At 33.3% G+C, this 26,155-nt stretch carries 16 protein-coding genes and 1 tRNA gene; 7 read left to right on the forward strand and 10 right to left on the reverse strand.

The window, feature by feature from the left end; translation table 11 throughout:
• The first annotated feature begins 12 nt into the window (after positions 1-12).
• From rplI to hisS, 4 genes are all read left to right on the forward strand, one after another.
• On the forward strand, positions 13-462 hold the full coding sequence (gene rplI / locus HB672_RS08705; protein ID WP_167611066.1) for a 50S ribosomal protein L9: 450 nt from the start codon (positions 13-15) through the stop codon (positions 460-462).
• 75 nt (positions 463-537) lie between these two features.
• Positions 538-1,425 carry a glycerophosphodiester phosphodiesterase family protein gene (locus HB672_RS08710; RefSeq protein WP_167611069.1) on the forward strand — a complete coding sequence of 296 codons (888 nt, stop codon included), beginning with the start codon at positions 538-540 and terminating at the stop codon, positions 1,423-1,425.
• Positions 1,426-1,449: 24 nt separating this feature from the next.
• Positions 1,450-1,920: a DUF6495 family protein gene (locus HB672_RS08715; protein WP_167611072.1), complete on the forward strand. Its 471-nt coding sequence runs from the start codon at positions 1,450-1,452 to the stop codon at positions 1,918-1,920.
• A 41-nt stretch (positions 1,921-1,961) separates the two neighbouring features.
• Complete coding sequence (gene hisS, locus HB672_RS08720) at positions 1,962-3,332, forward strand: histidine--tRNA ligase (protein WP_167611075.1); 1,371 nt, start codon at positions 1,962-1,964, stop codon at positions 3,330-3,332.
• An 81-nt stretch (positions 3,333-3,413) separates the two neighbouring features.
• On the opposite strand, the gene HB672_RS08725 is transcribed toward hisS, so the two are convergent.
• The 4 genes from HB672_RS08725 to HB672_RS08740 all read right to left on the reverse strand — a co-directional run bounded on the left by HB672_RS08725 (position 3,414) and on the right by HB672_RS08740 (position 18,552).
• Positions 3,414-8,366, reverse strand: coding sequence for a LamG-like jellyroll fold domain-containing protein (locus HB672_RS08725; RefSeq protein ID WP_167611078.1), 4,953 nt, complete (start codon positions 8,364-8,366; stop codon positions 3,414-3,416).
• A gap of 136 nt (positions 8,367-8,502) precedes the next feature.
• Positions 8,503-10,116, reverse strand: a complete 1,614-nt coding sequence (locus tag HB672_RS08730) for a PQQ-dependent sugar dehydrogenase (RefSeq protein ID WP_167611081.1) — start codon at positions 10,114-10,116, stop codon at positions 8,503-8,505.
• Between the two features lie 192 nt (positions 10,117-10,308).
• On the reverse strand, positions 10,309-15,765 hold the full coding sequence (locus HB672_RS08735) for a choice-of-anchor D domain-containing protein (RefSeq protein WP_167611084.1): 5,457 nt from the start codon (positions 15,763-15,765) through the stop codon (positions 10,309-10,311).
• Positions 15,766-16,113: 348 nt separating this feature from the next.
• Positions 16,114-18,552 (reverse strand): M14 family zinc carboxypeptidase, encoded by a 2,439-nt coding sequence (locus HB672_RS08740; RefSeq protein ID WP_167611087.1) that lies wholly within the window; start codon positions 18,550-18,552, stop codon positions 16,114-16,116.
• Positions 18,553-18,810: 258 nt separating this feature from the next.
• On the opposite strand from HB672_RS08740, the gene alr reads away from it, so the two are divergent.
• A complete protein-coding gene (gene alr, locus HB672_RS08745; RefSeq protein ID WP_167611090.1) occupies positions 18,811-20,037 on the forward strand; it encodes an alanine racemase in 1,227 nt (408 codons plus the stop codon).
• 84 nt (positions 20,038-20,121) lie between these two features.
• On the opposite strand, the gene HB672_RS08750 is transcribed toward alr, so the two are convergent.
• Positions 20,122-20,195: transfer RNA gene (locus HB672_RS08750), tRNA-Met, on the reverse strand.
• A gap of 134 nt (positions 20,196-20,329) precedes the next feature.
• Here HB672_RS08750 and HB672_RS08755 point away from each other — a divergent pair.
• Positions 20,330-20,716, forward strand: coding sequence for an START-like domain-containing protein (locus HB672_RS08755; RefSeq protein ID WP_167611093.1), 387 nt, complete (start codon positions 20,330-20,332; stop codon positions 20,714-20,716).
• A gap of 51 nt (positions 20,717-20,767) precedes the next feature.
• Positions 20,768-21,613, forward strand: coding sequence for an aminotransferase class IV (locus HB672_RS08760; RefSeq protein WP_167612469.1), 846 nt, complete (start codon positions 20,768-20,770; stop codon positions 21,611-21,613).
• Here HB672_RS08760 and HB672_RS08765 read toward each other — a convergent pair.
• The 5 genes from HB672_RS08765 to HB672_RS08785 all read right to left on the reverse strand — a co-directional run bounded on the left by HB672_RS08765 (position 21,610) and on the right by HB672_RS08785 (position 26,152).
• Positions 21,610-22,170 (reverse strand): YqgE/AlgH family protein, encoded by a 561-nt coding sequence (locus HB672_RS08765; protein ID WP_167611096.1) that lies wholly within the window; start codon positions 22,168-22,170, stop codon positions 21,610-21,612. The genes HB672_RS08760 and HB672_RS08765 overlap by 4 nt on opposite strands.
• A gap of 125 nt (positions 22,171-22,295) precedes the next feature.
• Positions 22,296-22,568 carry an HU family DNA-binding protein gene (locus HB672_RS08770; RefSeq protein ID WP_167611100.1) on the reverse strand — a complete coding sequence of 91 codons (273 nt, stop codon included), beginning with the start codon at positions 22,566-22,568 and terminating at the stop codon, positions 22,296-22,298.
• A gap of 190 nt (positions 22,569-22,758) precedes the next feature.
• Positions 22,759-23,709, reverse strand: coding sequence for a methionyl-tRNA formyltransferase (gene fmt / locus HB672_RS08775; RefSeq protein ID WP_167611103.1), 951 nt, complete (start codon positions 23,707-23,709; stop codon positions 22,759-22,761).
• A gap of 2 nt (positions 23,710-23,711) precedes the next feature.
• Entirely contained in the window at positions 23,712-25,610 is a 1,899-nt protein-coding gene (locus HB672_RS08780; RefSeq protein ID WP_167611106.1) for a RecQ family ATP-dependent DNA helicase, read from the reverse strand.
• Positions 25,610-26,152: an ATP-binding protein gene (locus HB672_RS08785; RefSeq protein WP_167611109.1), complete on the reverse strand. Its 543-nt coding sequence runs from the start codon at positions 26,150-26,152 to the stop codon at positions 25,610-25,612. Before HB672_RS08785 ends, HB672_RS08780 begins: the two co-directional genes overlap by 1 nt.
• Positions 26,153-26,155: the final 3 nt, after the last annotated feature.

Raw genomic sequence — 26,155 nt, forward strand, 5'->3', positions numbered from 1 at the left:
ATACCGATAACAATGGAACTTATATTAAAACAAGACGTTGAAAATTTAGGATTTAAAGACGAGATTGTAACAGTTAAGAACGGTTATGGTAGAAATTTTTTAATTCCTCAAGGACAAGCAATTTTAGCAACAGCTTCTGCAAAGAAGGTATTAGCTGAAAACTTAAAGCAACGCGCTTTTAAAGAGAAAAAAATTGTTGATGACGCTAATAAAGTGGCAGAAGCAATTAAAGCATTAGAAATTAAGATTGCTGCTAAAGTAGGATCTGGTGATAAGTTATTTGGATCTGTAAATAACATCAATGTTTCTGAAGCTTTAGAAAAAGAAGGTCAAGAAATTGATAAAAAATATATCACTATTCCTGGTGGTAGTATTAAGCGTTTAGGAAAGTACACAGCAGTAGTTAGATTACACAGAGAAGTATCTGTTGATTTAGATTTCGAAATTGTACCACAAGCTTAAATAGCTTTTCACAATATAAAACTAACCGTTTAGATACTATTTCTAGACGGTTTTTTAATTTTTAACCATCATATTATGTCACGTATTACTCTTTTTATTGCCTTTTTAATCATTTTTTCTTGTAAAGGAAAACCTAATCAAATCAAAGAAGTTGTAACTAACGAAGCGAAAAAATCAGCTTTAATAGATACTTTTAAGTATACCGAAGGTAGTGAACCAATAATAAGTGTGCATCGTGGAGGTGTTGGACTAGTAAATTATCCTGAGAATTGCTTAGAGACTATAGAATATGTAAACGATAGTATCTCGGCAGTATTTGAAATAGATGTAGCCAAAACCAAAGATGGTGTTTTGGTGTTAATGCACGATAATACACTTGAACGAACCACTACTGGAACAGATAGAATAGAGAAGTATACATATCAAGAATTACAAGCATTTAATTTAGTAGATGATTTTGGAACAGAAACCACTTTTAAAATCCCAAAATTTACAGATGTATTAGCATGGGCTAAAAAAAACAAGGCCATTCTTACTGTCGATATCAAGAGAAGTGTTGATGTTGCTAATGTTATAGAAGCAATTAGAGAACAACAAGCCGAAGACGTTTCAGTTATTATCACTTATGATGTGATGCAAGCTCTTAAAGCTTATAAATTAGCTCCAGATTTATTGTTATCAGTTTCAGCTAGAAACCTTGAAGAATTAAACTGGTTGTTAGAAACTGAGATTCCAACAGAAAATATGTTAGCTTTTACTGGAACCAGATTATCTGATGCTAAATTGTACAACGAATTACATAATTTGGGTGTCACAACAATGCTAGGAACGCTTGGTAACCTTGATAAGCAAGCTGAAGCTAGAGGAGATAACTTATATATGACATGGCGCAAACTGGGAATAGATGTGTTTGCAACCGACAGACCATTTCAAGCAGCTGCAGCACTAAATATTGTAAAGTAGAAATTATAAAATAGTATAGTTACGATGAAATACGCGAGATTATCCAAAGAACAATTTGAAGAACTACACCAAGAATTCATAAACTTTTTGGCAACACAGTCTATAACAGCGGACGAGTGGCAAGATATTAAAGCTAATAAACCAGAAGTTGCTGAACAAGAATTAGACGTTTTTAGCGATTTAGTTTGGGAAGGTGTACTAACCAAAGCCGAATATTTAGAAAATATATCACCACAACATATATACCTATTTCATTTAGCCGAAGCACAAATAGAGCTCATAGGTTTAAAAGTTACCAATACAACTATAGATTTAACGACTAGAGAAGGGTTTTCGTGGTTACGTGAAAATTTAATGGACGATACTGTTGAACTCTTTCAGGCAAAAAAAGAGTATTCAGAAGATAAACAACTAGATAAGTTTGCTTTAATACAGCAAGGCTCTGTTATTACAAAAGGAGATTTGTTTAAGTATTTTGATAAATTGGTTGGCTAGGTTTATAAAAAAGTAAGATATTTGTTTTATAAGACATTATAATGGCGCAAAAACCAAGCATTCCAAAAGGGACTAGAGATTTTAATCCAGAGCAAGTTGCAAAACGTAACTATATATTTAATACTATTAAATCTAGTTTTGAACGTTTTGGATTTCAACCTATTGAAACGCCAAGTTTTGAGAATTCGGATACGTTGATGGGGAAATATGGTGAGGAAGGTGACCGATTGATTTTTAAGATTTTGAATTCTGGAGATTACTTGTCTAAAGCAAATGAAAATGCTTATAACGAGAAAGATTCAAATAAATTAACTCCAAGTATCTCTGAAAAAGCCCTACGCTACGACCTAACTGTGCCTTTTGCTCGCTACGTCGTACAACACCAAAACGATATTGTATTTCCGTTTAAACGTTATCAAATACAACCAGTTTGGAGAGCCGATAGACCACAAAAAGGGCGTTTTAGAGAGTTTTACCAATGTGATGCAGATGTGGTTGGTTCTACATCGTTATGGCAAGAAGTAGAGTTTGTGCAACTGTATGATGAGGTATTCACCAACTTAGGTTTAAAGGGTACTACAATAAAAATAAATAACCGTAAAATTTTATCAGGAATTGCCGAAGTTATTGGTGCTCAAGATAAACTCATTGACTTTACCGTAGCACTTGATAAACTGGATAAAATAGGTGAGGAGAAGGTAAAAGAGGAAATGTTAAGTAAAGAAATTACCGAAGAAGGTATTTCTAAGCTTCAACCTCTATTCACTTTAAAAGGCGATTTTGGTGACCAAGTTGATGGCTTAAAAACGATTTTAAGCACTTCAGAAGTTGGCTTAAAAGGTATTGAAGAATTAGAGTTTATTGATAAAGCAATTTCTACTTTACAATTAAAGTCGGCATCATTGCAACTAGATGTTACCCTTGCAAGAGGCTTAAATTACTACACAGGCGCTATATTTGAAGTGTCAGCACCAAAAGGCGTACATATGGGTTCTATTGGTGGAGGAGGTCGTTACGATGACCTAACGGGGATTTTTGGATTAAAAGATGTGAGTGGCGTTGGTATTAGTTTTGGTTTAGATAGAATTTACTTGGTTCTTGAAGAGTTAGATTTATTTCCAGAAACTGTGAGCAACAAAGTAGATGTGTTGTTTATAAACTTTGGCGAAAAAGAAGCGCTGTTTGGTCTTAAAGCTATTAAAGCTATTAGGGAAAAAGGTCTTAATGCCGAATTGTATCCTGATGCTGCTAAAATGAAAAAACAAATGACTTATGCCAACCGAAGAGCTATTCCTTATGTTGTTTTGGTAGGCGAGGAGGAGCTTAATAATAATCAATATACGCTTAAGGATATGAGCTCTGGTGAGCAACAAAAATACTCGCTAGACGAACTACTAAATAAAATAAAATAATAAATGGCTCCAAGAAATTGGAGCCATTTAAGTTTAGTGAACTAACTAACAAAATAAAGTTTCAGTTTCCTAGCAATTTTTTTATTCAATAATAACTTTCTTTATCACCACGCCTTTATCTGTTGCTGCTTTTATAATATATGCACCAGTACTAAGCTTTCTAGGTTTTATGGTTGAATAACTCTCAGAGCCAATATCTTCAGCAAAAAAGACTTCTTGGCCTAGTAAATTAGTAATAGCCATTGTTTTTATTAAGTTATTTTCTGGGTTAATAATAATGATATTATTTTGAGCATTCGAATAAAGAATATTTAAAGCAGTTGATTTATCATCATCAATTGATAAGCTCTTGTTATGAAATACTATTTCGAACCTATCCAAATATTCGCCTACAGGAAGGTTTATTTTATATGGCATTAAGTTTAGATCATGAAAAGTTGTTGAATCTTTATCTCTTAAGAAAATATCAAATGAACTAGTTATATTTTCTAACTCTTGAATTTTAATAGTAATTTCACCTTCTTCATCTATTTTAATACCTAAAGGGAAAACATTACTGTCGATAAAATTCTCAACACCTTGTATGACATACTTTCCTCCATCAAGAGTCCAAAACACATCCTCGACGTTATCTTCAATAAGTGGTGCATCATAGCCTCTATCAAACAATGGAGAGGCATTTTGATCAGCTCCTAATAATAACTCACGATGATATCCTTTAGGAGAATCAAACATTAATCTTAGTTTTTGGCGTGTATCAATAGTTGCACTTCTAGAAGCTGAATTATTTATTTTTTCTTTTTTACTTCCAGCTGCTCTCATGAATGTTGATGGATCAGAAGCTTCAGTTTTAAAAGTACGTTGACTATTTTTAAAAGTGATAGTTCCACCAGTATCTGCAGTAACAAAAAAGCCTTGTCCTACAGGAATATATTGTTGAGGAGCACCCTTACTGCTAACTAATCCACCAGTATGGTTTATTCTAGTATCACTTAAAATTGCTGCTGTAGAACCCATTAAATTATATACGCCATAACCTCCTTGATATTCTCTTAAAATATGTGTGGAACTTGCAAAGTGTTCCCAGAAATATAAAGAACCATCAATAATATTTGAAGCTGCTCTTCCAACACCATCACTAACATTATCTAATATAAACTCATTTGCATCAATAGCCGAGGCATAAGGATTTCCAATCAAATAATCGTTACCAGCCGATAGTGTTAAAGTGATATTACCATTATGTGGTTTACCATTAAATACATAGTTTTGTTCGGTAGAAATCGCGCCACCAGTATTAGTAGTGCCTTTCATGGTGTAACCTTCACCAGGTTGTAGTGAACCAGTACTGCGTACATGTTGCCAAGACGGATAATCATCACTTATTTGATTAGCATATTTCCATATCCAATAATCAGCGATGCCAACTGGCGATCCTGAAGTTCCATCATAACCAGATGCAATCCAATTAATAGCTACAGGTGCTGCAGCAGTTGTTCCATCTCTAAGTATATTAGGAAGTGTATAGTTGTTATTGTTACTTACAATACTTGTAGCACCTACTGGAGCAGCCCAGTAATTATAAGTGTATAAATCGGCTGTACCTTGTTGGTCACGTTCAATATATCCTTTACTTGTAACATCTAACATACTATCGTCACCTTGAACCAATTGAGACTCGCCTTCAAGGTCAATAAACCCGTCAAGTTTTAAATACCAACTTACATTTAGCTCTGAATCGTTTTGAACATGATATTCTATTGGGTTTGTTCCTGCATCCAATTCGTTTATAATCAATCCTAAATGTTTTTGATTTGCATTGTAAGTGACATCGTCATGTTCTACTCTAACAATGGACCAATCGTAAGTTGTAGCGTCCAAGCCTCTAACACCATCAGAAGGTATATCGACGGCAGTACTTAATACGCCGCTTGATTGTGTTATAAATGGTAAAGGTGCCGTTTGATAGTCTATTACTTTAAAGTTATGCATTTTTGCACCTGTTCCAGTATCTATTGGAGCAGTGGTTAAATCGTCGGTGATATCGTCTTTATATATATCGAACATAAAATATCTAGACACATCACTCCAATCTAAAGTTGCTATATCTCTTGGGATTACAGCGCCTCTTACTAGTGTGTTGTCTTCAATTTCTTGATAGACATTTTTTTGGTATTCATCGTCAGTTAAAGCTTTCGCGAAAATTTTGGCTTCATCTATATAGCCCATGAAATAACCAGAATCTGTATCAGGTTCACGGCCTATGGTAAACGACGAAGTATCGCTTGCTAGATTTCCAGAAATAGCATCATTTGCAACTTCTTGACCATTGATGTATAGCTTGAGAAGACTGCTTGAAGTACTATAAGTGGCACCAACATGAATCCATCTATTGGTTGCTAATGGAGATCCATTATTGACGGTAACTCCTTTCGCAGTTGTAGAAATGCTTAAATCTGCATTTAATGTAATATAGAAATTGTCCTGTCCCATGATGACTTTGCTGCCACTTGTTGCAGGATCAATTTTTATCCAACCCATTTGAGTAGCCTCTCCCCATGTTCCCATGACGGTAGTATCTTCTATATAATCGTTTCTACCATCAAAGTAGAGTTCTAATTTTCTGTTTAAATCTCTTGGTGAGCCAAATATAGCATCATTTGTATCGAATAAATCTACTATACCGTCACCTTCAGCATCGTTAGTGTCATCTATAACACCATCGTTATTGGCATCTAAGCTAGCATAGAGTGTATGTGAAATATCGTAAGTACTGCCATCTGAAGTGGTGTCCATATAATCAGGTAAACCATCTAAGTCACTATCTAGAACATAATAGATACTTCCTAAACCTTGATTGATGTTTCCATATCCTGTGGCATAAGTACCTCCGTTAAAATAATCGTAAATGTCTAATATACCATCTGTATAATATTCTAATGTCCCATCTGAGTCGACGTCGGTTTCTCTAAAGGCATCAGTATCAAGACCATCACCAACACCATCACCATTAATATCACCATCACCGTTTTGATACAATGGATCTGCTGTATTTCCAGCCCCAGATTCATCTACATCAAAAATCGTATCGTTATCACTGTCTAAGTCTAAATAGTTTGGTACGCCATCATCATCAGAATCTAGTACAATATTTCCTTCAATCAAATCATGCATGCCGTTACCATTTACATCTACCCAAGCAGCAATTGAGGTTAGCGTTGCTTCTCCTTCGCTGTGATTTCCTAAACCAGCTTCAACAACATCTGGAATACCATCGTTATCTGAATCTAAATCAAATAAATCGGCTACACCGTCACTATCAGTATCACATAGCGTTTGTGAGATCACAATATCATCGATAGCTAAATCATTACCTTGTCCACCAGTTTCATTGTTTATAAAATACACATAAAATTCAGTTACATTTAATGTTAAATCGGCAGTAAATTCATGCCAACTGTTTGCTGGGTCTCCATTGATTGATGGAGGAATGTCTCCAGTAGTAATAGATGCCAATACGTTGTTGTTTACATCACGAAATTCTACTAAAATATCTGGTCGTAATCTTGTTGCAATCCCTGGAGCTAGCGTTGTATCTAAGTTTAGCACCCAGAAACTATATGTGATTGGTACATTTGGAAGTGAACCTGTAATAGAGGCAGTGTAAAAAACGCCAGGATCATACGAGGCATTAAACATGGCCATTCTTCCATCTGTGTCTCCTGGTGTATGATCTTCGCCTGTGTACCAATAGGTGTCTGCCCATGAAGCGACCTCACCAATTGGTGTATCGTTTGTTCCATCACCATCAGCAGCTTTATAATATACTGTATATTCACCATCATTCAAATCGATACCTCCAAAGCAACCTGAACCAGCACCATCCTCGTAACAATAGGTTGTAATAGCATCGTAAGTGGTATTTATAGTTGCTCTACTGGTTCCTTCACCAAAAGTTTCATTTAAAAACTTATAGTTTACCGTTGTTGATATTCCAGATACTTGACAAGCCAATTCTTCATCAGAATCGACAATGCCATCATTGTCATCGTCTATATCAATATTATCGTATACACCATCACCATCGCTATCAAAGAAATTTTGTTCCGAACGTGCTTCAATACCAAATTGATAGGTAAACTCGTCTGAATCATTATTTGTAATAGTTACTGTAGATGTTTTTGTGCCTAAAGTGAGTGCATTATAACGAACTGTAAAAGTTGTACTGCCTCCAAAAGCCACAGGAGTTGCATGAAAAGGAGCTATTATTGTAAAATCTGTAGTATTGGATAATACTATGGAGCTAATAGTTAAATTGGCTGTACCTGTATTTTGTATTGTAAATGTTCTAGTAATTTGAAGGCCTGCATTGGCAGTTGTGTAATCTGTATGGTCTGATGCCGATGGGGTTAAGTCTCCATTAGCAATTGATGTGCTATTTCCTTGAATGTCTATTTCTGGTGCAGGAGCGTATCCAGTTATTGTAACGTTGTCAATGTATAAATCACGCCAGGTTTCGGTTGGGGCATCTGCTCTAAATCTAAATCTGGAGTTAGCCGTAAAAGTATGAGTTCCACCATAAGTTGTATTAACAACAGTTACAGATTCTCCTGTATAAGTTGTTCCATTGCTAAAGCCAGAACCATTTCTTGTATAGGTTGCAATAGGTGTTGTGTGCCATGTTGTGCCACCATCATTTGAGAATTCTATATAAAATTTATGATTCCAACCAAAACTACTTGTTACAAAATCAAAACCTATTGTTACGCTACCATAAGTTGTTAAATTTATATTGGTTGTGTACATAGAAGAAGCTGAGCCATTATTGGCTTGTAAGTTAGTACTATTTGTTCCAGATAGTCTAGATGCAGTATCTAAGCTGCAATCTGCTCCACCATCATTCCAGTAGGTAAATGGAAAACCTCCAGTCTCAAAATTTTCGGAATCTATAACTGTTTGAGAAAATACATTTCCAGAAACCAAAAACAATAGGACATAAATCCCATGCCATAAACCATAAGTAGTTTTTTTCATGTTAGTGTTTTTTAGATAGATTTGGGACTATCTTTTGTTTTATAATAGCTTCAAGAATTATTTTCCTAACAATAACAGGCGTTAATTCTATGAAACTCAAAAATAATCGACGAACTATACTTTTATTGTCGCCTTATTATTGAACTATTAACTTTTTGGTTTTTAGTTCTTTAGAATTTGTATCTGATATTTTTATGAAATACAATCCATTTGGCAGGTTTGAAATATTTATGTTACTATTATTAGATACATTGTTTTCTTTCATTAATACTTTTCCTTGTAAATCAATAACTTGAATGTTTACTGAAAGATTCGGAGTTATCGCGTTAAATGTTAAGGTTACATTGCTGCTCGCTGGATTTGGCGTTAACGATAACTTGGTTATATTGTGCTTTGCATTACTTAAAAGTACTCCAGAGTAGGTCATTTTCATAATTACACCTCGACTTGTACCTTTATTGTTGTCGGTAATAGCGTACAAAGTCACTCCATCTGGGTCCATTACAATATCCCTAAATCTTTCATCTCCAGAATGAAACTCTTCATACGTACCATCTTCAAGTGCTGTACCAGCTGCATTTAATTTTGTTCTTAAAATCATTCCAGCTTTTAATGTTGGAATAAATAATGATTTTCCCCATCCAGGAATTAATCCGCCTTCATATATATTTATACTTGACGGAGCTACTGTTGGCCATGTTAGCCAACCACCAGTAGGTTCACTTGCCACAGTACTATTATAAGTTCCAATTGGAGGTTGGAAATCAGTCATTGAAGCAGCAGATGTAGATTCGTCAATATACGAGCCAGGACAACTATTTGCATCATAAGAACCACAATTGGCTGGATAATTAGACCAGTTGCAATATGCATAAGCAGAATCGTCATTATAACCAGCTATTAATGGCCATCCATAATTTTTACCAGCTGTAATAATGTTTATTTCATCATCCGTTTTGTCTCCATGTTCAGAAGAGTATAACATGCCATTAGATCCAAAAACTATTCCTTGAGCATTTCTGTGACCATAGGTATAGACATGGCTTTTTATACCATCTAATACTGGATTATCTGATGGAATGGTTCCATCTAAATTCAGTCTTAATAATTTACCTTGATAATCTGAATAATCTGAGCTACTTGTTGGCAAGTATTGAGCTCTAATTTCATCACAGGCATTTCCAGTCCTATTTTTTCCAAATTCACCTATTGTCCAATAAAGTTTTAAATCTGGGCCTATTTTAATTTTGCCAGAATTATGATCATTACCAGCCGCAATATTATCAAAAACGGTGAAGGCGCTTCCACTATTAAGTGTTCCTGTACCTGAATTATAGGTGTAGCGTGCAACTCTAAATTTTCTTGAAACACCAACTCCAGGGTCATCATCGTAAGTATATACTAAATAGACATAATTATTTGTTGTGGTATTCATATCGGCATACAAGTCTGGATGAACCGTCATTCCTAGCAAACCATCTTGAGATACGGATTGGTGCACTTGCCCTGTTAAATCTAACATTTCGATTTTAGATCCTCCAGATGCACTCACTTTTACTACTTTTTTACCAACACGCTCTGTTATCCATAAAGTATTATCAGGCATATAGACTATCGTATTTGGATAGTTTAATTCAAAGTTGCTAGTTAGGTTTGTTACTGTCCAGTCTGGTCCAGAAGTAATAGGTGTTTGTGAGATTACACTTTGACTTGCTGCAATCAGAAATAATAAAAGTAGTTTTGTTCTCATTTTTATTTATTTGACTTTCAGTACAATAATAGGTGTTAAATCGACAAAACGCAAATAATATCGATAATCTACATTCATTTGTATGATTTTTTTGAGTTATTAAAAAATGAAAGGTTCCTAATTTATAGGAACCTTTGTAAGATTAGTTAACTAATATAGAAAATAAGATAAGCTATTTCTAGGCAAATAAGCTTATTCTACTACCACTTTTTTGGTAATGATTTCTTTACTAGTTTCTATATTAATTATATAAGTACCAGTTTGTAAATTATCTATTTTATACTCAGTATAACTATCATTAGGAACATTCGTATTGGTATAAATAGTTTGCCCCAAGATGTTGAGCATTTTTAAGCTCTTTATTTCCTCGGTATTCGGATTTATAATAATAATGCTATTTATACTATTTGAGTAGTGTACATTAAAATTTGTAGGTATATCGTCTTCGATAATAATTTCTTCTTTACTACTAAAAACTATTTCAAACCTATCTAGATGTTCTCCAACGGTTAAAAATACTTCATAATCACTTTCAACTAAATCGTGATAAGTTTCTAATTCTTTATCGTGCAAGTAGATGATTCTATTTGAAGGAATATTTGTTAGTTCGTCAATTCTAATAATAGCATCTCCTTCTTCGTCAATTTTCACACCTAGAGGCAATGCTTTATTATCATTAAAATCACCAACACCTTGGATAACGAATTTATTACTGTCAAACGTCCAGTACATGTCTTCTACGTTATCCTCAATTAGAGGAGCATCATAACCCATGTCTTGACTATCTGTTGCATTAGTATCAGCAGTAACCAATAATTGTCGATGATAACCTTTAGGAGAATCAAAATAAAGCTTTATTTTTTCGCGTATATCATCATCAGCATTACTAGAAGATGATGTTGAATTTTTTTGTTTGCCTTTGCCATTATTGGCTCTCATGAATATTGAAGGATCGGATGCCTCGGTTTTAAAAATACGTTGACTATTTTTAAATGTAATTGTACCACCGTCTTCGGCAGTGACAAAGAACCCTTGTCCAACTGGGATATAACGTTCAGGAGCACCCTTAGTACTTGTTAAGCCTCCAGTATGATTTATGCGAGTATCATTGTTAATAGCAGCAGTACTACCAGAAAGGTTATATGCACCATAACCACCTTGGTATTCTCTCAAGATATGAGTAGAACTTGCAAAATGTTCCCAGAAATATAGAGTACCATCAATGATGTCTGAACCAGCTCTACCATCTGGGTGAGAGCTTGTACTAATATTGTCTTTAATAAACTCATCAGCATCAATTGCTGAAGCATATGGATTTCCAATTAAATAGTCATTACCAGCAGATAGCGTTAATGTTATATCAGCATTATGTGGTTTTCCATTAAACACATAATTTTGTTCGGTTGATATAGCTCCACCTGTATTGGAAGTTCCTTTCATAGTAAAGCCTTCACCAGGTTGTAATGAACCTGTACTTCTCACATGTTGCCATGATGGATAATTGTCGGTCAATTGGTTAGCATATTTCCATATCCAATAATCAGCAATTCCAACAGGTGATCCAGAAGTTCCATCATAACCAGAAGTTAGCCAACTAATACCTAAAGGTGTAGCAGGAGTTGTTCCATCGTTGAGTACATCAGGGAGTGTATAATTATTATTGTTTGTTGTTGCATTACTAACACCTACAGGTGCAGCCCAATAGTTATAGGTATACAAATCGGCAGTACCTTGTTGGTCGCGTTCTAGTGTGCCACTAGATGTAGCGTCTAAATCACTAAGATTAGTTTGTATTAATTGCGATTCGCCTTCCAAATCTATGGTACCATCTAATTCTAAATAATGTGTAACTGTTAGTCCATTACCAGTTCCTAATGAGGTATCACCATTCACTTGTATATCACCACTTTTTACCATTAAACCTAAAACAGAGCGTTCGCGTCCAAGATTAGCATACGTATCTATAGTTATATTATGGTTTGTTTCTACAATGTTCCAATCTATAGGAGTTACTCCGTCTACAATAGACAAAGCATTTGGTAGCGTTTGCACAGCATTATTTAACCAAGTAGCATCAGTAGTCCAAGGACCATTAGATTGTGATTGGTATGGTAGTGGAGCAGTTTGAAAATCGACAGTATTTAAATTTCTTAAGGCACCTTGGTGATTATTACCTGACAAATCATTTGTGTTTGTATACGTATATACAGACATAGGATAATATCCTGCTAAACTAGCCCAAGGAACAGCACTTATTTCATTGTTAGTAATGGAAGTAGGAATAACATCTCCATACTCTAATGCTAAAGTAGCATCATTAGATATTTCCTGATTCATGATATATCTAAGTTGATTAGGTGTAAGAGCAGTGTCCCATACTCTTACTTCATCAATATTTCCTGCAAAATAATCAGTTGTATTAGGATCGTAACCATCAGCAGCAGCCATTAGAAATTTTCGCGATGTTGCTACTGGTGCCGCTAAAGATGATGCAGAAGTATCTGCAACACCGTCAATGAATAAAGTTGCAGTACCACTATTATAGATTACTGCTACTTGATGCCATTCATTTTCTGGAATAGCCACAGAAGAAGTTAAAGTAACTGCACCTCCATTATAAGTAAATACAAGCCTTCCAGTGGCATTTATTCTTAAATCATATCCTTCGGTAAATGCATTATCTCTTTTTGAAACAATAGAGGCATTTGTTGTACCTGTATCTCTTTTAATCCATGCAGAGATAGTAAATGCAGATGTGTTTAAATCTAAGTTGTCTTCAACATCTACATAATCTACAACACCATCAAAATAAATTGAGCGTTCTACAATTACTTGAGGAGCATAACCAAAAGTGATATATTTTGTACTATTAAAATCATAATTTGTTTCCAAGTTTCCACTTCCATCTGGAGTCATTACTCTGTAATCGGCAGTAGGATCAAATACAGGTGTATCTGAAATAAACATTAAATAGCTACCAGGAGGAGAAATGTTTCTAATGGCACTTTGTGGTATTCTAACAGATACAGAAGGAATATCACCACCGTTTTCTACTACTTTCCAAATACGTTGCATACCAGTAAACGTTACAGGAGTTGTTAATCCACCTATACCAGAGCTCATATCGACATTAATTACTGAAGCTGCTAAGTTTAAATCTGCACCATTATTACCCCAAACTAAATACTCTTTATCATTTAGTTCTGTAGGGTTACTTGATTTATTTAAATTATTTGTAGTATATATGTCTGAAAGCCCAATGGTTAATATGCCCTCAATAGGTCCTGAACCATCAGTCGCATTATTTATACTACTAGATTGTTTTTGATTAAGTCCAGAGCTAACATCTCGACCAATACCAGCAATGTCATAATTATAACCACTATTTTCAGATTGATCCCATATCACTGAACCATCAGAATTAACATAATCTTGAGACGTTCCATTTACACCTAAAGTAATACCATACTTAATACCTAAATAAGATTGTATTCGGTTGCGTTCTTGTGTTAAGTCTGCATCATTTTTTCTAGATGAATAGCTTATGATTTCTGCAATACGTGCATCTGTACTAGCTTCCCAGCCTTCACTACGTCCAATCCAATATCTTGAGTTATTTACATTAGCAAAATCTGGAACATCATTTTGTGTTGTCTCTATATTGTTAGCATTATAAAATAATTCTTGCTGAGTAGCACCTGAATTATTTCTTGCATTTATAATACCAGCATTACTATATGTATTACCTGTTCCAATTTCTGCAACACCATAACCATCTCCAGCATTTGTAGTACCGTGAGCGTAACATATAATTTCACCCGAGAATCTAACAGAATAAGCTCCAAGACCAATACCAGTAGCATCGGTTTCGTTAGTGGCAAAATCTTCATCACCACAAAAAACATCCATACTACCAAAAGAACTATTTACAGTTGTGTCTGGTATAAGTACAACAAATACATCTTGAGAATAATATCCGCTAGTCCCTTCTAAAAATTCTGTTGTTGTATCATCAAAGGAGTAGTCACCATCTAACGCAACACTTGAATAGTCGTTATCAAAGTCTACAACAGGATTAAAGTTTATATTATCAGTTGCGTTATCTTTGTAAGTAGGCTCTTGACCTGCAGTGTTTACTGTGGCATTTGCCCCATTACCTTGGTCACTCCATAAACTAACGGGTTGACCATCTGTATAAGCTAATCCCTCTGTTCCTTTAAGCCATAGTCCTAAATTTGAAGTTACACCCCCAGGAGCCTCAGTATTTATTCCTGTTCCTTGAATATTAAATACATAGGCAAATTCATCACTGTCATTATTAGCAATGGTTATTGTTGCAGATCTTAACCCTACTGCGCTAGGGTCAAAAGTTATTGCAAATGTTGTGTTACTGCTAGCTGGAATTGGAGTTGATGGAATAGTAGTTACAGTAAAATCGGCTGCATGTGTTCCGGAAACTATTACATATGGCGAAATACCAGTTAGGTTTAAGCTGTTTACAGTTCCTGTGTTTTCAATAGTAAAGGTGTTTACGTTTGTAACTCCAGTTATGTGTACATTGCCAAAATCTGTATCATCTAGTAAAGATGGAGTTAAATCATTATTTGCTATATCTACAGAGTTTCCTGTTATATTTATTTCTTGAATAGGTGATGTTCCATAGCCTTGTATATCAAAATTATAAGGGTTTTCATCACCATCGTCATTAGCAATAGTTAGTGTAGCTGTTCTTAAACCAGCGGCACTTGGGTTAAAGGTTACTGTAAAAGCAGTGCTGCCTGAGGTGGCAATTGGTGTTGTAGGGTTTGCTGTAACACTAAAATCGGCTGCATGCGCACCAGAAATGGCTACATAAGTAGGACCAGTTCCTGTTAAGGTTAAACTAGCAGTTCCAGTATTTTGTATGGTAAAAGTATTAGCGCTGGTACCAGCAGCTACATCTACATTACCAAAATTAGTATCATCAGTTAGTGAAGGTGTAGTGTCACCATCTGCAATAGATACAGCATTACCTAAAATGTCTATTTCTGGTTGTGCGGTTGTTATTGTTAAGCCCACATTGTCTACAGCTATATCACCAGCCCAATTAGACCCTCTAACACCTCTAAATCTTATTTTTACAGTACCACCAACATGAGGGGTTAAATCTATATTTACTTGTGCCCAAGAATTTCCTTGGTCGCCAGATAATGACCATAGCGTAGTATTGTATGTGGTGCCGTTGTCTGTACTTAATTCGACGTGCAAACTGCCAATATTTGCTCCATACATGTGACGCCAAAATGAAAAATTAGCTGTCGTTGCGGTTGACAAATCAAAACAAGGGCTCTCAAAGTTTGCTATATCCCCTGATACTCTAGGATTAGAAGTTTCAATAAACATATACCATGTGTCTCCATTACCTGTTGCTGGCCCAGTGTTATTTGATGGTGTACCTCCTGAGTCTCTTGTCCAATCAAAATTATCTCCTATTGTTCCAGATATTGCTCTAGTGTCCTGTGTCCAATTTCCAATTCCAGATTCAAAATTTTGGCTATATGGATATGTAGTTACTGCAGGTGTTACACATGTTTGAGTAAATGCATTTGTTGAAAATAGCATACCCATTATAAGTATACTAGACCTTATTAAAAAAGTAATTTTTTTCATAAGAGGTTAAATTTAGTTTGGGACTAATTAAAATATTAAGCAAATATATACTTGTATTCCATGAAATGCAAATAAAATCGATAAACGGTAATTATTAAAATTAAATAATTGATTATCAAGTTTTTAAGGTTTAACGATTTGACTCTTTTTTAATGCTTCAATACAATTTTATTAATATTTAGTGTGTTTTTTTGTGTTATAAAGCAGTCTACTATGTAAGATTAGACTTATTTTTTGTTGGCTTATTTTATAAGGTATTTACTAAGTATATTGACTTAACATAATACAATAAAAAAGACGACTTTATTTAAGTCGTCTTTTTTATTAAATGGAAATATGTTTTAAAACTTAATTTTTTATAAGTTTTTTAATAACATTTCTCCCAGTATTGTTATCAGTTATCTTAAGGAAATATGCTCCTTGTGATAGTTTGTTTAATGAGCTAATTCTAAGTTTTCCGTTGTTATTTGTTGATGTTGTATTAATTACTCTACTTCTAATATCGTATAGAGTAAGTTCTACATTATTGCTATTAACACTAGAAGGTAACTCTATATCAATTGAGTTTTTAAATGGGTTTGGATAAACATTTGTTAAGTTGAGTATGTTATTATCATCAACACCTAAAGGAGTATTAACTGTTACAACCACTTCATTTCTAGGGCTTGCAACATTTTCAATTTCCCAATCGTAAAAGAAATAATAAAACCCAGTACCTGCATTACTATTTTTTATAGAAATGGAACCATTAGTATATGGATAGCTCACTCCTGCATTATTTCTATGTAAGTTAAAACCTGTTGACATGTTGACGCTTACTAATCTTAAATCTGTTCCAATGGGTATTAAAAAATCTAAATCGATTTGTTGTATACCTGAATTTTCAACAAGAATAATTTCTGCATCTAATACCTTACCTGTGTTATCTTGTAATTGCACTTCAATTTCGCCAGCTTGTTGAGCGTTAATGGTAACTCTATTTAATCTAACAATTTCTGTTGCATCAAAAACTAAATAACGATCTGTAGTGCCACCAGCAAAGAAGCCTCCATTTGCAGTATTATCGGTTGAGCCAACATTTCCCTTTGTAATTTCATCCTCAGCAAAATATGATCTAGTTTCTGTTAAGATAGGAGTAGTGTAATTTGCTCCTACAAATACAGGTGTAGTATCATCAATATTTTCATACCAATTAATTGTACCTGAACCTGTAGCTGATAAAGATGCAGTTTCTCCACTATTAATAGTTACATCACTAGCCGTTGGTGCCGCTGTTGATGCTACTAGAGTTACATTTTGTATAGTAGTTGCATTGTCTACTACAGTTGTAGAAATTGTTTGAGATATATATCCTGGTGCTGAATAAGTAACATTATATGTACCTCCTTTTACTAATTTTTGGTATTCACCAAGACCAGATTCTGACATTCTAAATGTATTCAATTTATCATGCCCTATAATTTCTATTTTAGCTACAACTGGATTTCCAGATTCATCAGTTATAAACCCTTGTATTCCGTAGTTGGCTTGTTTGATAAAGTCTAAAAAAGCTTGCTTGTTATATGTCCAGTGAGCAGGTAAATTTGGACCACTTACCCATTTAGTATCTGATAATTCAAGAGTAACTTCTTTATCTCCATGATAAAAATTCATAAAATCTTGCCTTCCTCCATAAACTCTGTACCATTCGGCACCATGAGTTACACCAGGACTCACAATATAATCTGAATCATCATCAGCTGTCATATATCCAGAAGGACTATTATTTTGTGCATTGGTAGCATATTCTACAGAGATATATTCAAAGTAATCAGTATCTGCATGAGTATATTGACTTACATAAGCATTATCATAAGGATAATTAACTAATTCTGTTCCTCCATGTAAATTTGCAGATAATACAAAATTTTTGCTTTTAGCATAATTAATAAATGCTATAGTTTCGTCTTCATAAGTACCATCATAGTGTAATCCAGCTACATTATCAGGGTAATTTCTGTTTAAATCTTGACCACTATCATTAGCTCTTCTTGGGCTACTAATTACATCAGTATCACCTAATCTATATGATCCATCTGGATTAGCATTAGGATTTATATAGATTTCAGTTGAGTTAACTAAGTTGGTAACTTCAGTATCTGTGCCATAGTTTGTTAGCAAATAATCAATTAACCTAATCATTAACGGAAAACCTACTAATTCATCACCATGCATTGTAGATGTATAGAAAAATTCAGGTTCCCCTTCATTAACGGACACATTATCTGTAATTTTTAATACTAATAACTCTCTACCGCTTTGTGTTGTTCCAATGCTTTCTAAAGAACATAAAGTTGGATAGTTTGTTGCATAGTAATTCATTTTTGCAACATATTCAGAATATTTTGGGTATGAATCCCAAGTTGTATCCCAACCAGCTCTTCGTCTTAAGTTGTCAGTTTGTATTAATAGATCTTTTTCAGATGATTTGCTCACATGAGGATTAAATGGCAGTTCATTATCATTTTTTGATACGTCGTAAGCTAGTCCATACTCTAAAAACTTTGAAAATGTTTTTTCGTTAGCATAAGCTTCAACTATTAATTCGTTTCTTTTAATTGGTTTATGTCCAAAAGATAAAAATGAAGAAAGTTCTTCTAATTGTTCAATTGAGTTAGCTTTAAATGTAAAACATACTTCTCCTTTAGATTCTAGATAAGCTTCTGCCTTTTGTTTTGCTGTATTTTGGGCATAAATATTACTGCAAAAAAGCATTAATAAAATAGGAATAAGAGTAATTTTTTTCATTAGACTTAGGGTTAAAGTTTTTTAGAAATTTTTTGCTAATATATAATTATTATCCATAAAACGCATAAAAATCCGATTAAATGCAATGTTATTTTGTATGAAAATAATTAAAATACTAAAAATGAGTTGTTTACTTATAATGGATGTAGGAATAATAGTTAGTGTATTTTAAATATATGAAGTGATACAGTTATATTGTATAGGTAATAGACTTTCTGTATATTGTTAATTAGTAATAGCTTAATTTAAATCGAGAAAATGAAGAATACACGAAGAGTTTTTTTAAAGTCAGGCGCTTTATTAACATCTATAGTTCTTTTTCCCTCCTTTGCTTCTAAAGCCTCATTAATTAAAGAGGTCTCCTTAGATATAGATAATGATAGATTTGATCCATGGATTGAAATAATACCTGAAGCTATAAAACACAATGTAAAAGCTTTATATAAGCTTTCAGGAAATAGGCCTATTATGGCAGTTATAAAAAATAATGGTTATGGGTTAGGTGATGTAAATGTGGCTAAAATATTAGAAGAAATGCCAGAAATTGTTGGTTTTGCTGCTGTAAAAACTGACGTTTGTTTGGCTGTTAGAAATGCTGGAATACGTAAGCCAATATTACACATGGGAATGACAACTGATAAAGATTTTGAAGCATTAGTTTCCCATGATATACAGTTATCAATATATAATGAAGGAATGCATAAGCTACTTGATGAAATATCTGTAAAAGCTGGTAAGCCTGTGAATGTTCATTTATATATTGATACAGGAATGAGTCGTATGGGAATTCCTTATCATAAAGCTCTTCCTTGGATTGAAGATATTGCTTCAAGTAAAAACATTAATATTCTTGGTGCATTTATGGGATTTACCGAGGACCCTGAATATGATAAAATTCAATTAGAAAGGCTAAAAAACTTAAGCGATAAAGCTTCAAAAAAAGGAATTGATATAGGTAAGCTACATGCAGCGTCTTCCAATGCTATTTTTCATTTTCCAGACTCGGCTTTAGATATGGTAAGACCAGGAATTAGTTTATATGGTGCTTATCCTACATATTTTGAGAAAGAAAAAAAGATTTCAGAATTGAAAGTTGCTTATAGATTTAAGGCAAGAATTGTTAGAGTTGAGCAACTACGTGTTGGAGATAGTGTGAGTTACGGACGCAATTATATTGCAAAAAAACCAGTATGGGTAGCTACAATTCCAATTGGACATGCCGATGGTTATATACGTAATGCTGTTAAAGGAGCAAAAATTTTGGTGAATGGTAAAGTGTATCCAGTTATTGGAGCTGTAAGTGCTAGTCATACTATAATTGAACTTGGAATTAATAAAGAAGTTGAAGTAGGAGATGTGGCAGTTTTAGAAGGACCAGATCACACTGAGATTCATCCAAATCATATTTCAGATGTAACTGGTACTTCAGTGTATGATATTTTAATGCATTTAAGCTCGCGATTACCAAAAAGTATTGTTAGATAATTTTTGTATGCTTTATAATTTGAAAGTTAACTTTGAAGCTTTAAATAAAAAAACCTGATACTTAGTATCAGGTTTTATATTTAGTAGCGAGACCGAGATTTGAACTCGGGACCTCTGGGTTATGAATCCAACGCTCTAACCAACTGAGCTATCTCGCCATATCATTGCGGCTGCAAATATAAAAACAAAATGATTTAGAGCAAATATTAACCCAACAAAAATATTTTTAATTTTTAGTTTTAAAACTAAATAATTAATGTATATATTAACCATCTAAATTTTTTTAGAATTTATGGATGATAAAATAAAAATTGACTTAGAGTTTCCAATACATGCATCACCTCAATTACTATATCAATACATTTCAACACCATCAGGATTGTCTGAGTGGTTTGCAGATAATGTAAATTCAAGAGGCGAGCTATTTACCTTTATATGGGATGATAGTGAGGAACAGGCTAAGCTTTTAAGTAAAAAAAACGGAGAGCGTGTAAAGTTTAAATGGCAAAATGGTGAAGATGATGCAGCTTATTTTGAAATTAGAATTCAAGTTGACGATATAACTAAAGATGTGTCATTAATGGTAACAGATTTTGCTGACGATGACGAGATTGATGAAGTCAAAATGCTTTGGGAAAATCAAATTTCCGATTTAAAGCAAGTATTGGGTTCAGCATAACTATTCCCATTAAATAAATTATATTTGTCCCGATTTATTCGGGACTTTTTTATGGTAAATACTAACGGAAATATATTAAATAAGGCAAATGCTAGTTTGCCTGTGAATAATAGAGGTTTCAATTATGGAGATGCTGTTTTTGAAACTATTAAAGTATCACATTCAAAAATTTTATTTTGGGAAGATCATTATTTTAGGTTAATGGCCTCAATGCGAATCTTAAGAATGGAAATACCTATGAGCTTTACATTAGAGTTCCTTGAAAATGAAATTCTTAAACTTGTTGAGCATAATAATCAACTAAAGGTATCTGTAAGGGTTAAATTAATTGTATTTAGAGATAGTGAAGGTTTGTATACACCAAATACCAACGAAGTTTCATTTTTAATTAGTTCTAAGACATTGCAAAATGATTTTTATGAACTTAATGATAATGAATATAGAGTAGACTTGTATAAAGACCATTATATATCACCTAGTTTGTTGTCAACAATAAAAAGTAATAATAGGCTTATTAATGTTATTGGAGGCATATATGCTAACGAAAATGGATTACAAAATTGCTTGTTGTTAAATACAGATAAATATGTTGTTGAAGCATTAAATTCAAATATATTTTTAGTAAAAGGGCAAATTGTTAAAACACCTCCGCTAACTGATGGATGTATAAAAGGAGTTATGAGAAAACAAATCATAGAAATTATCAAGCTCATACCTGAATATACTATTGAGGAAGCATCCATCTCTCCTTTTGAATTACAAAAGGCAGACGAGTTATTTTTAACAAATATAATTTCTGGAATACAACCTATTACTAATTACAGGAAAAAACAGTTTACAATAGATTTTTCAAAAAATTTGTTAGCAAAATTGAATGTAAAAGTAAGGTTGACTTAGTTGTAACTAGGGTCTTCGGGAGCGTTAGACCAAATACTGTATTCACCACCAAGTTCGAGCATTTTTTCTTTCCAAAAGTTGACATCATTCTTTTCAATAATAGATTTTTTATAAACATTGGTAGTTACTATCCATGTGTTGGAAAGTAATTCGTTTGCAAGTTGTTTGTTCTCCCAACCAGTATACCCTAGAAAGAATCTAATATCGTTATCGCTTAATGTGTTGTTGTTAATGAGTTCGGTAACTTTTTCAAAATCTCCACCCCAAAAAATACCATTGGATATTTCTATACTATTAGGGATTAATTCAGGTATTTTATGAATAAAATATAAGTTGTCTTGCTCTACAGGGCCACCATTATATATTTTGAAAGAGCCTTCGATTTCTGGAATTAAATCACTGATAGTATAATCTAAGGGTTTGTTTAAAATAAAGCCTATAGATCCTTGATCATTATGGTCGGCCAATAAAATTACCGATCGATTAAAAGAGACATCTCCTAGAATAGATGGTTCAGCAATGAGTAAATGGCCTTTTTTTGGGTTATGATTAACCATATTTGCTAAGTTTACACTTACAATCTAACACATATTTAGTTAATAAGCAACATTTTCCATAATTGATAAACTAAAAAAAGCTCGTTATATAACGAGCCTTTTAATATAAAACGTATGCTTACTTTCTAGTTTACAGCGTCACTTAAATCAGATCCAGCTTTAAACTTTACTACATTTTTAGCTTTGATTTTTATAGTTTTTCCTGTTTGTGGATTTCTTCCATCTCTAGCAGCTCTTCTTGTAACTGACCATGATCCAAAACCAACTAAAGAAACTCTGTTTCCTTTTTGTAATGCTCCTTCAATGTCAATTAATAGACCATCTAATGCTTTTTTAGCAGCAGCTTTAGTAATTCCAGCGTTCTCTGCCATTCCATTGATTAAATCTGTTTTGTTCATAAAATTAAGTTTTAAATTGTTTATTATTTGGGTTAACTTTTTTGTTAAATCCTACACAAAATTATACGTAAAATCCATTCACACAAGTAATAGCAAGGGAAATACGTGTTTTTGTTGATAACTTAATGCAATTGTTAATAAAGACAAGCTTTTTTTACTAATTTTTTAAATTATCAGCAATGATAAGGGTTTAGAGCATTTTAGCATCCTTATTAAATGAATATCCATTTAGTAGCGAAATGATATCCATTTTTCGCTTTCCGGGGAGTTTAATTTCCTTTAAAATTATATATCCTTTTTTTACTGCTACTTTCATATATTTTTTGGAGCTTATAATTTTTCCAATTTCATCATCGTGGTCTTCTTCTTGTTTTTCAACTTTATAAACCTTTACATTTAATTGTTCATTACCATTTTTCAATAAGCACCAGGCAGCTGGATATGGAGACAAGCCTCTCACTTTGTTATAGATGTTATTAAGTGTGTCTGTCCAATCTATTTTACAGTTGTCCTTATTTAATTTATAAGCTGTTTTTATTTCAGCATTTTTTGGTTGTGGAATCGTTTTAACGGAACCTTTTTTTATTAACTCGACAGTTTTGATAACTAAATCACTTCCTAAGTGCATAAGTTTATCGTGTAACTCACCAGCTGTTTCATTTGGTAGAATGTTTACTTCTTCTTGTAAAATCATTTCTCCAGTATCAATATGTTCATCTATAAAGAAAGTAGAAACACCTGTTATAGTTTCACCATTTATAATAGCCCAATTGATTGGTGCAGCCCCTCTATAATTTGGTAATAACGATGCATGCAAGTTAAAAGTGCCATATTGTGGCATTTGCCATACTACTTTTGGCAACATTCTAAAGGCCACTACAATTTGTAGATTAGCTTTTAAGGCTTTCAATGTTTTAATAAAATCTTCGCTTTTAAGATTTGTTGGTTGCAAAATGTGTAAATCAACAGATTTGGCATAGGTTTTAACAGCGCTTTCATGTAGTTTTCTTCCTCTTCCTGCTGGTTTGTCTGGAGCAGTAATCACTCCAACAATGTTATAATCTCTTTCTACTAGGGATTTTAAAATGGTTACTGCAAAATCTGGAGTTCCCATAAATACAATTCTTAAATCATTCGTCATAATTATTTTCTTTTGTAAGTATTTGTATTTGTAAGTTCTATTAAATTATTTTCGAGCATGTCTCTTAGTATTGAAGATATTTTATGTTCCTTTATTTTGGTTATCTCAATAATGCCTCTTGATGATAAAGGTTTTTCTGCTAAAACCGAAATAATTTTTTCAATATCTGTATCTAGTACTATCGTAGATACTTTTGTATTCTTTTTTATGCATACAGAGCAAATACCACAATCTTTTGCGTTTTCTTCACCAAAATAGGAGAGAAGTTGTACGCTTTTACAAATAGCGTCATTGTTTATATAATCAATAACAGCAGTTACTTGTTGTTTTTTTAATTCGTTTTGCTGTTCTATAATTCTAGTTATTCGGTTGATAGTTTTGTCGTCTTCTCTAGGTTCAAGAAATGTTATTTCAGCATCCGTCCTGCTTAGTTTTAACGAAATAATATTATCCTTTTCTAGCTGAACTAAAGTATCAATAATGTCGTCGTCTTGTAAAGATAGTTTCTTTGCAATAATTGCGGTGTTGATCTTTACATCTTGGTCAAATGCGCCACCATAAGTCCTTAAAATGGATTTCACTATCATGCTTATATCTTGGTGTTTTTCTAAATATGTAAACAATTGACTGCTACTAATTAAAAACATGATAACAGATGTATTTTGATATTGTTGTGATAAATGAATAATGCTTGTCCTATCTAATGCCTGCAAAGCATTATATGTTGTGTGAGTGTTGAAATTATAAGTTTTACAAAAGGAATTAAAATTAAAATCATAAGTTGTAAATTCTCCTTCGCCATAAGATATTTGAAAGTAGTTGCACAACTTTCTGTAAACCAATTTTATAAAATCTATACTTGGTAAAACCTTTAAAAATTGATTCTTTACATGTTGTTCGTCTCCTTTGTTTTTTAAAATAACTGCAAAAGCTTTTTGACTATTACGACCAGCTCTCCCAGCTTCTTGAAAATAACTCTCTAAACTCTCAGGAAGATTTACATGAATAACTGTTTTCACATCTGCTTTATCAATTCCCATTCCAAAAGCGTTGGTAGCGACCATTACTTGCTTTTGGTTGTTAAACCATTGATTAAAATGCGATTCTTTTTCGTTGTTTGAAAGCCCACCATGGTAATACGTACTTAGAAACCCCTTTTTTTCTAAATAAGTATGAATTTCGTAAGTGTGTTTTCTACTTCTGGCGTAAATAATGGATGATTGCGGATTTTTATTTAATATTTGCTCAATTTTATAAAACTTGTCTTCAGCTTCAAAAACCATAAAAGCTAGGTGTTCCCTTTTAAAACTTTGTTTAAAGATTTTTGGACTAATAAAATCAAGGTTTTTTATAATATCTTCTACTACTTTAGCTCTTGCAGTAGCCGTTAAAGCAATGATATTAACAGTTGGTTGCAATTCTCTGAGTGTCGTAATGTTTTTATAGGCTGGCCTAAAATCGTTTCCCCATTGGCTAATACAATGTGCTTCATCTACAGCAATAAGATTAACATTCATTTGTCTAATCCTATCTTGAACGATGTCTTGTTGCAAACGCTCGGGAGAGAGATATAAGAATTTGTAATTACCATAAATACAATTATCGAGCATAGTGTTTAGCTCGTCGTATTTATATTCACTAGTTAATGCCATGGCTTTAATATCCTTTTCTTTTAAAGCTCTTACTTGATCTTTCATTAAAGAGATTAAAGGAGAGATAACAATACAAATGCCTTCTTTTATCAAAGCGGGAATTTGAAAGCATATAGACTTTCCGCCGCCAGTTGGAAGTAACGCAAACGTATCCTCACCTTCAAGAACAGCATTAATAATGTCTTCTTGTTGAGGCCTGAAACTAGTATGGTTCCAATATTTCTCTAATATTTGAATAGGATGAGACACTATAGTTTTTTCACGATATTTAGTATAAAATCGGTACGCTTTTCAATTGAATCAAAGGGTACGTCATGTAGGTCGTAACCATATCGAGAATATGTATTTACTAAGTGGTCATGAATCTGTACGGCTTGGTCAAAATTTTCATAGCGCTCATTATCACTCACATAAATTTGCTGCCATGGCGCCAGTATAAACACATGTTCGTAAGTATGATTTTCACAAGCTTTAATAAATCTCTCTGGATAACTTGTTCCTAAAAAATCCATATAAGCCACTATATCTGGAATTCCTCTGTCTATAAAAGTAAATTCCCTATCATTGGTTAAGGCTTTATGAAATTGTTTCTTTCTACCCTCTAAAAGCATATCACTAAACAATAAAGGGTCGGTTAGAAATAATTGCTCAACACCTTTTTTTTGGGCATCAAGGGTCACTTGCCTAGACACTTCTTCGAAACATACAAAATCTCTTCGCAATAACTCATTAATAATAGAAGTTTTACCTGTACCTGGACCACCAGTTATAATAATTTTTTTTACACCCAAAGT

The sequence above is a fragment of the Gaetbulibacter sp. S0825 genome (assembly GCF_011777505.1).
Taxonomy (GTDB): Bacteria; Bacteroidota; Bacteroidia; order Flavobacteriales; family Flavobacteriaceae; genus Pontimicrobium.

Coding starts and splice junctions, on each gene's coding strand:
- rplI (WP_167611066.1), top strand. CDS start 13: ATGGAACTTATATTAAAACAAGACGTTGAAAATTTAGGATTTAAAGAC.
- alr (WP_167611090.1), top strand. CDS start 18,811: ATGAAGAATACACGAAGAGTTTTTTTAAAGTCAGGCGCTTTATTAACA.
- HB672_RS08740 (WP_167611087.1), bottom strand. CDS start 18,552: ATGAAAAAAATTACTCTTATTCCTATTTTATTAATGCTTTTTTGCAGT.
- HB672_RS08735 (WP_167611084.1), bottom strand. CDS start 15,765: ATGAAAAAAATTACTTTTTTAATAAGGTCTAGTATACTTATAATGGGT.
- hisS (WP_167611075.1), top strand. CDS start 1,962: ATGGCGCAAAAACCAAGCATTCCAAAAGGGACTAGAGATTTTAATCCA.
- HB672_RS08765 (WP_167611096.1), bottom strand. CDS start 22,170: ATGGTTAATCATAACCCAAAAAAAGGCCATTTACTCATTGCTGAACCA.
- fmt (WP_167611103.1), bottom strand. CDS start 23,709: ATGACGAATGATTTAAGAATTGTATTTATGGGAACTCCAGATTTTGCA.
- HB672_RS08730 (WP_167611081.1), bottom strand. CDS start 10,116: ATGAGAACAAAACTACTTTTATTATTTCTGATTGCAGCAAGTCAAAGT.
- HB672_RS08710 (WP_167611069.1), top strand. CDS start 538: ATGTCACGTATTACTCTTTTTATTGCCTTTTTAATCATTTTTTCTTGT.
- HB672_RS08770 (WP_167611100.1), bottom strand. CDS start 22,568: ATGAACAAAACAGATTTAATCAATGGAATGGCAGAGAACGCTGGAATT.
- HB672_RS08755 (WP_167611093.1), top strand. CDS start 20,330: ATGGATGATAAAATAAAAATTGACTTAGAGTTTCCAATACATGCATCA.
- HB672_RS08715 (WP_167611072.1), top strand. CDS start 1,450: ATGAAATACGCGAGATTATCCAAAGAACAATTTGAAGAACTACACCAA.
- HB672_RS08725 (WP_167611078.1), bottom strand. CDS start 8,366: ATGAAAAAAACTACTTATGGTTTATGGCATGGGATTTATGTCCTATTG.
- HB672_RS08760 (WP_167612469.1), top strand. CDS start 20,768: ATGGTAAATACTAACGGAAATATATTAAATAAGGCAAATGCTAGTTTG.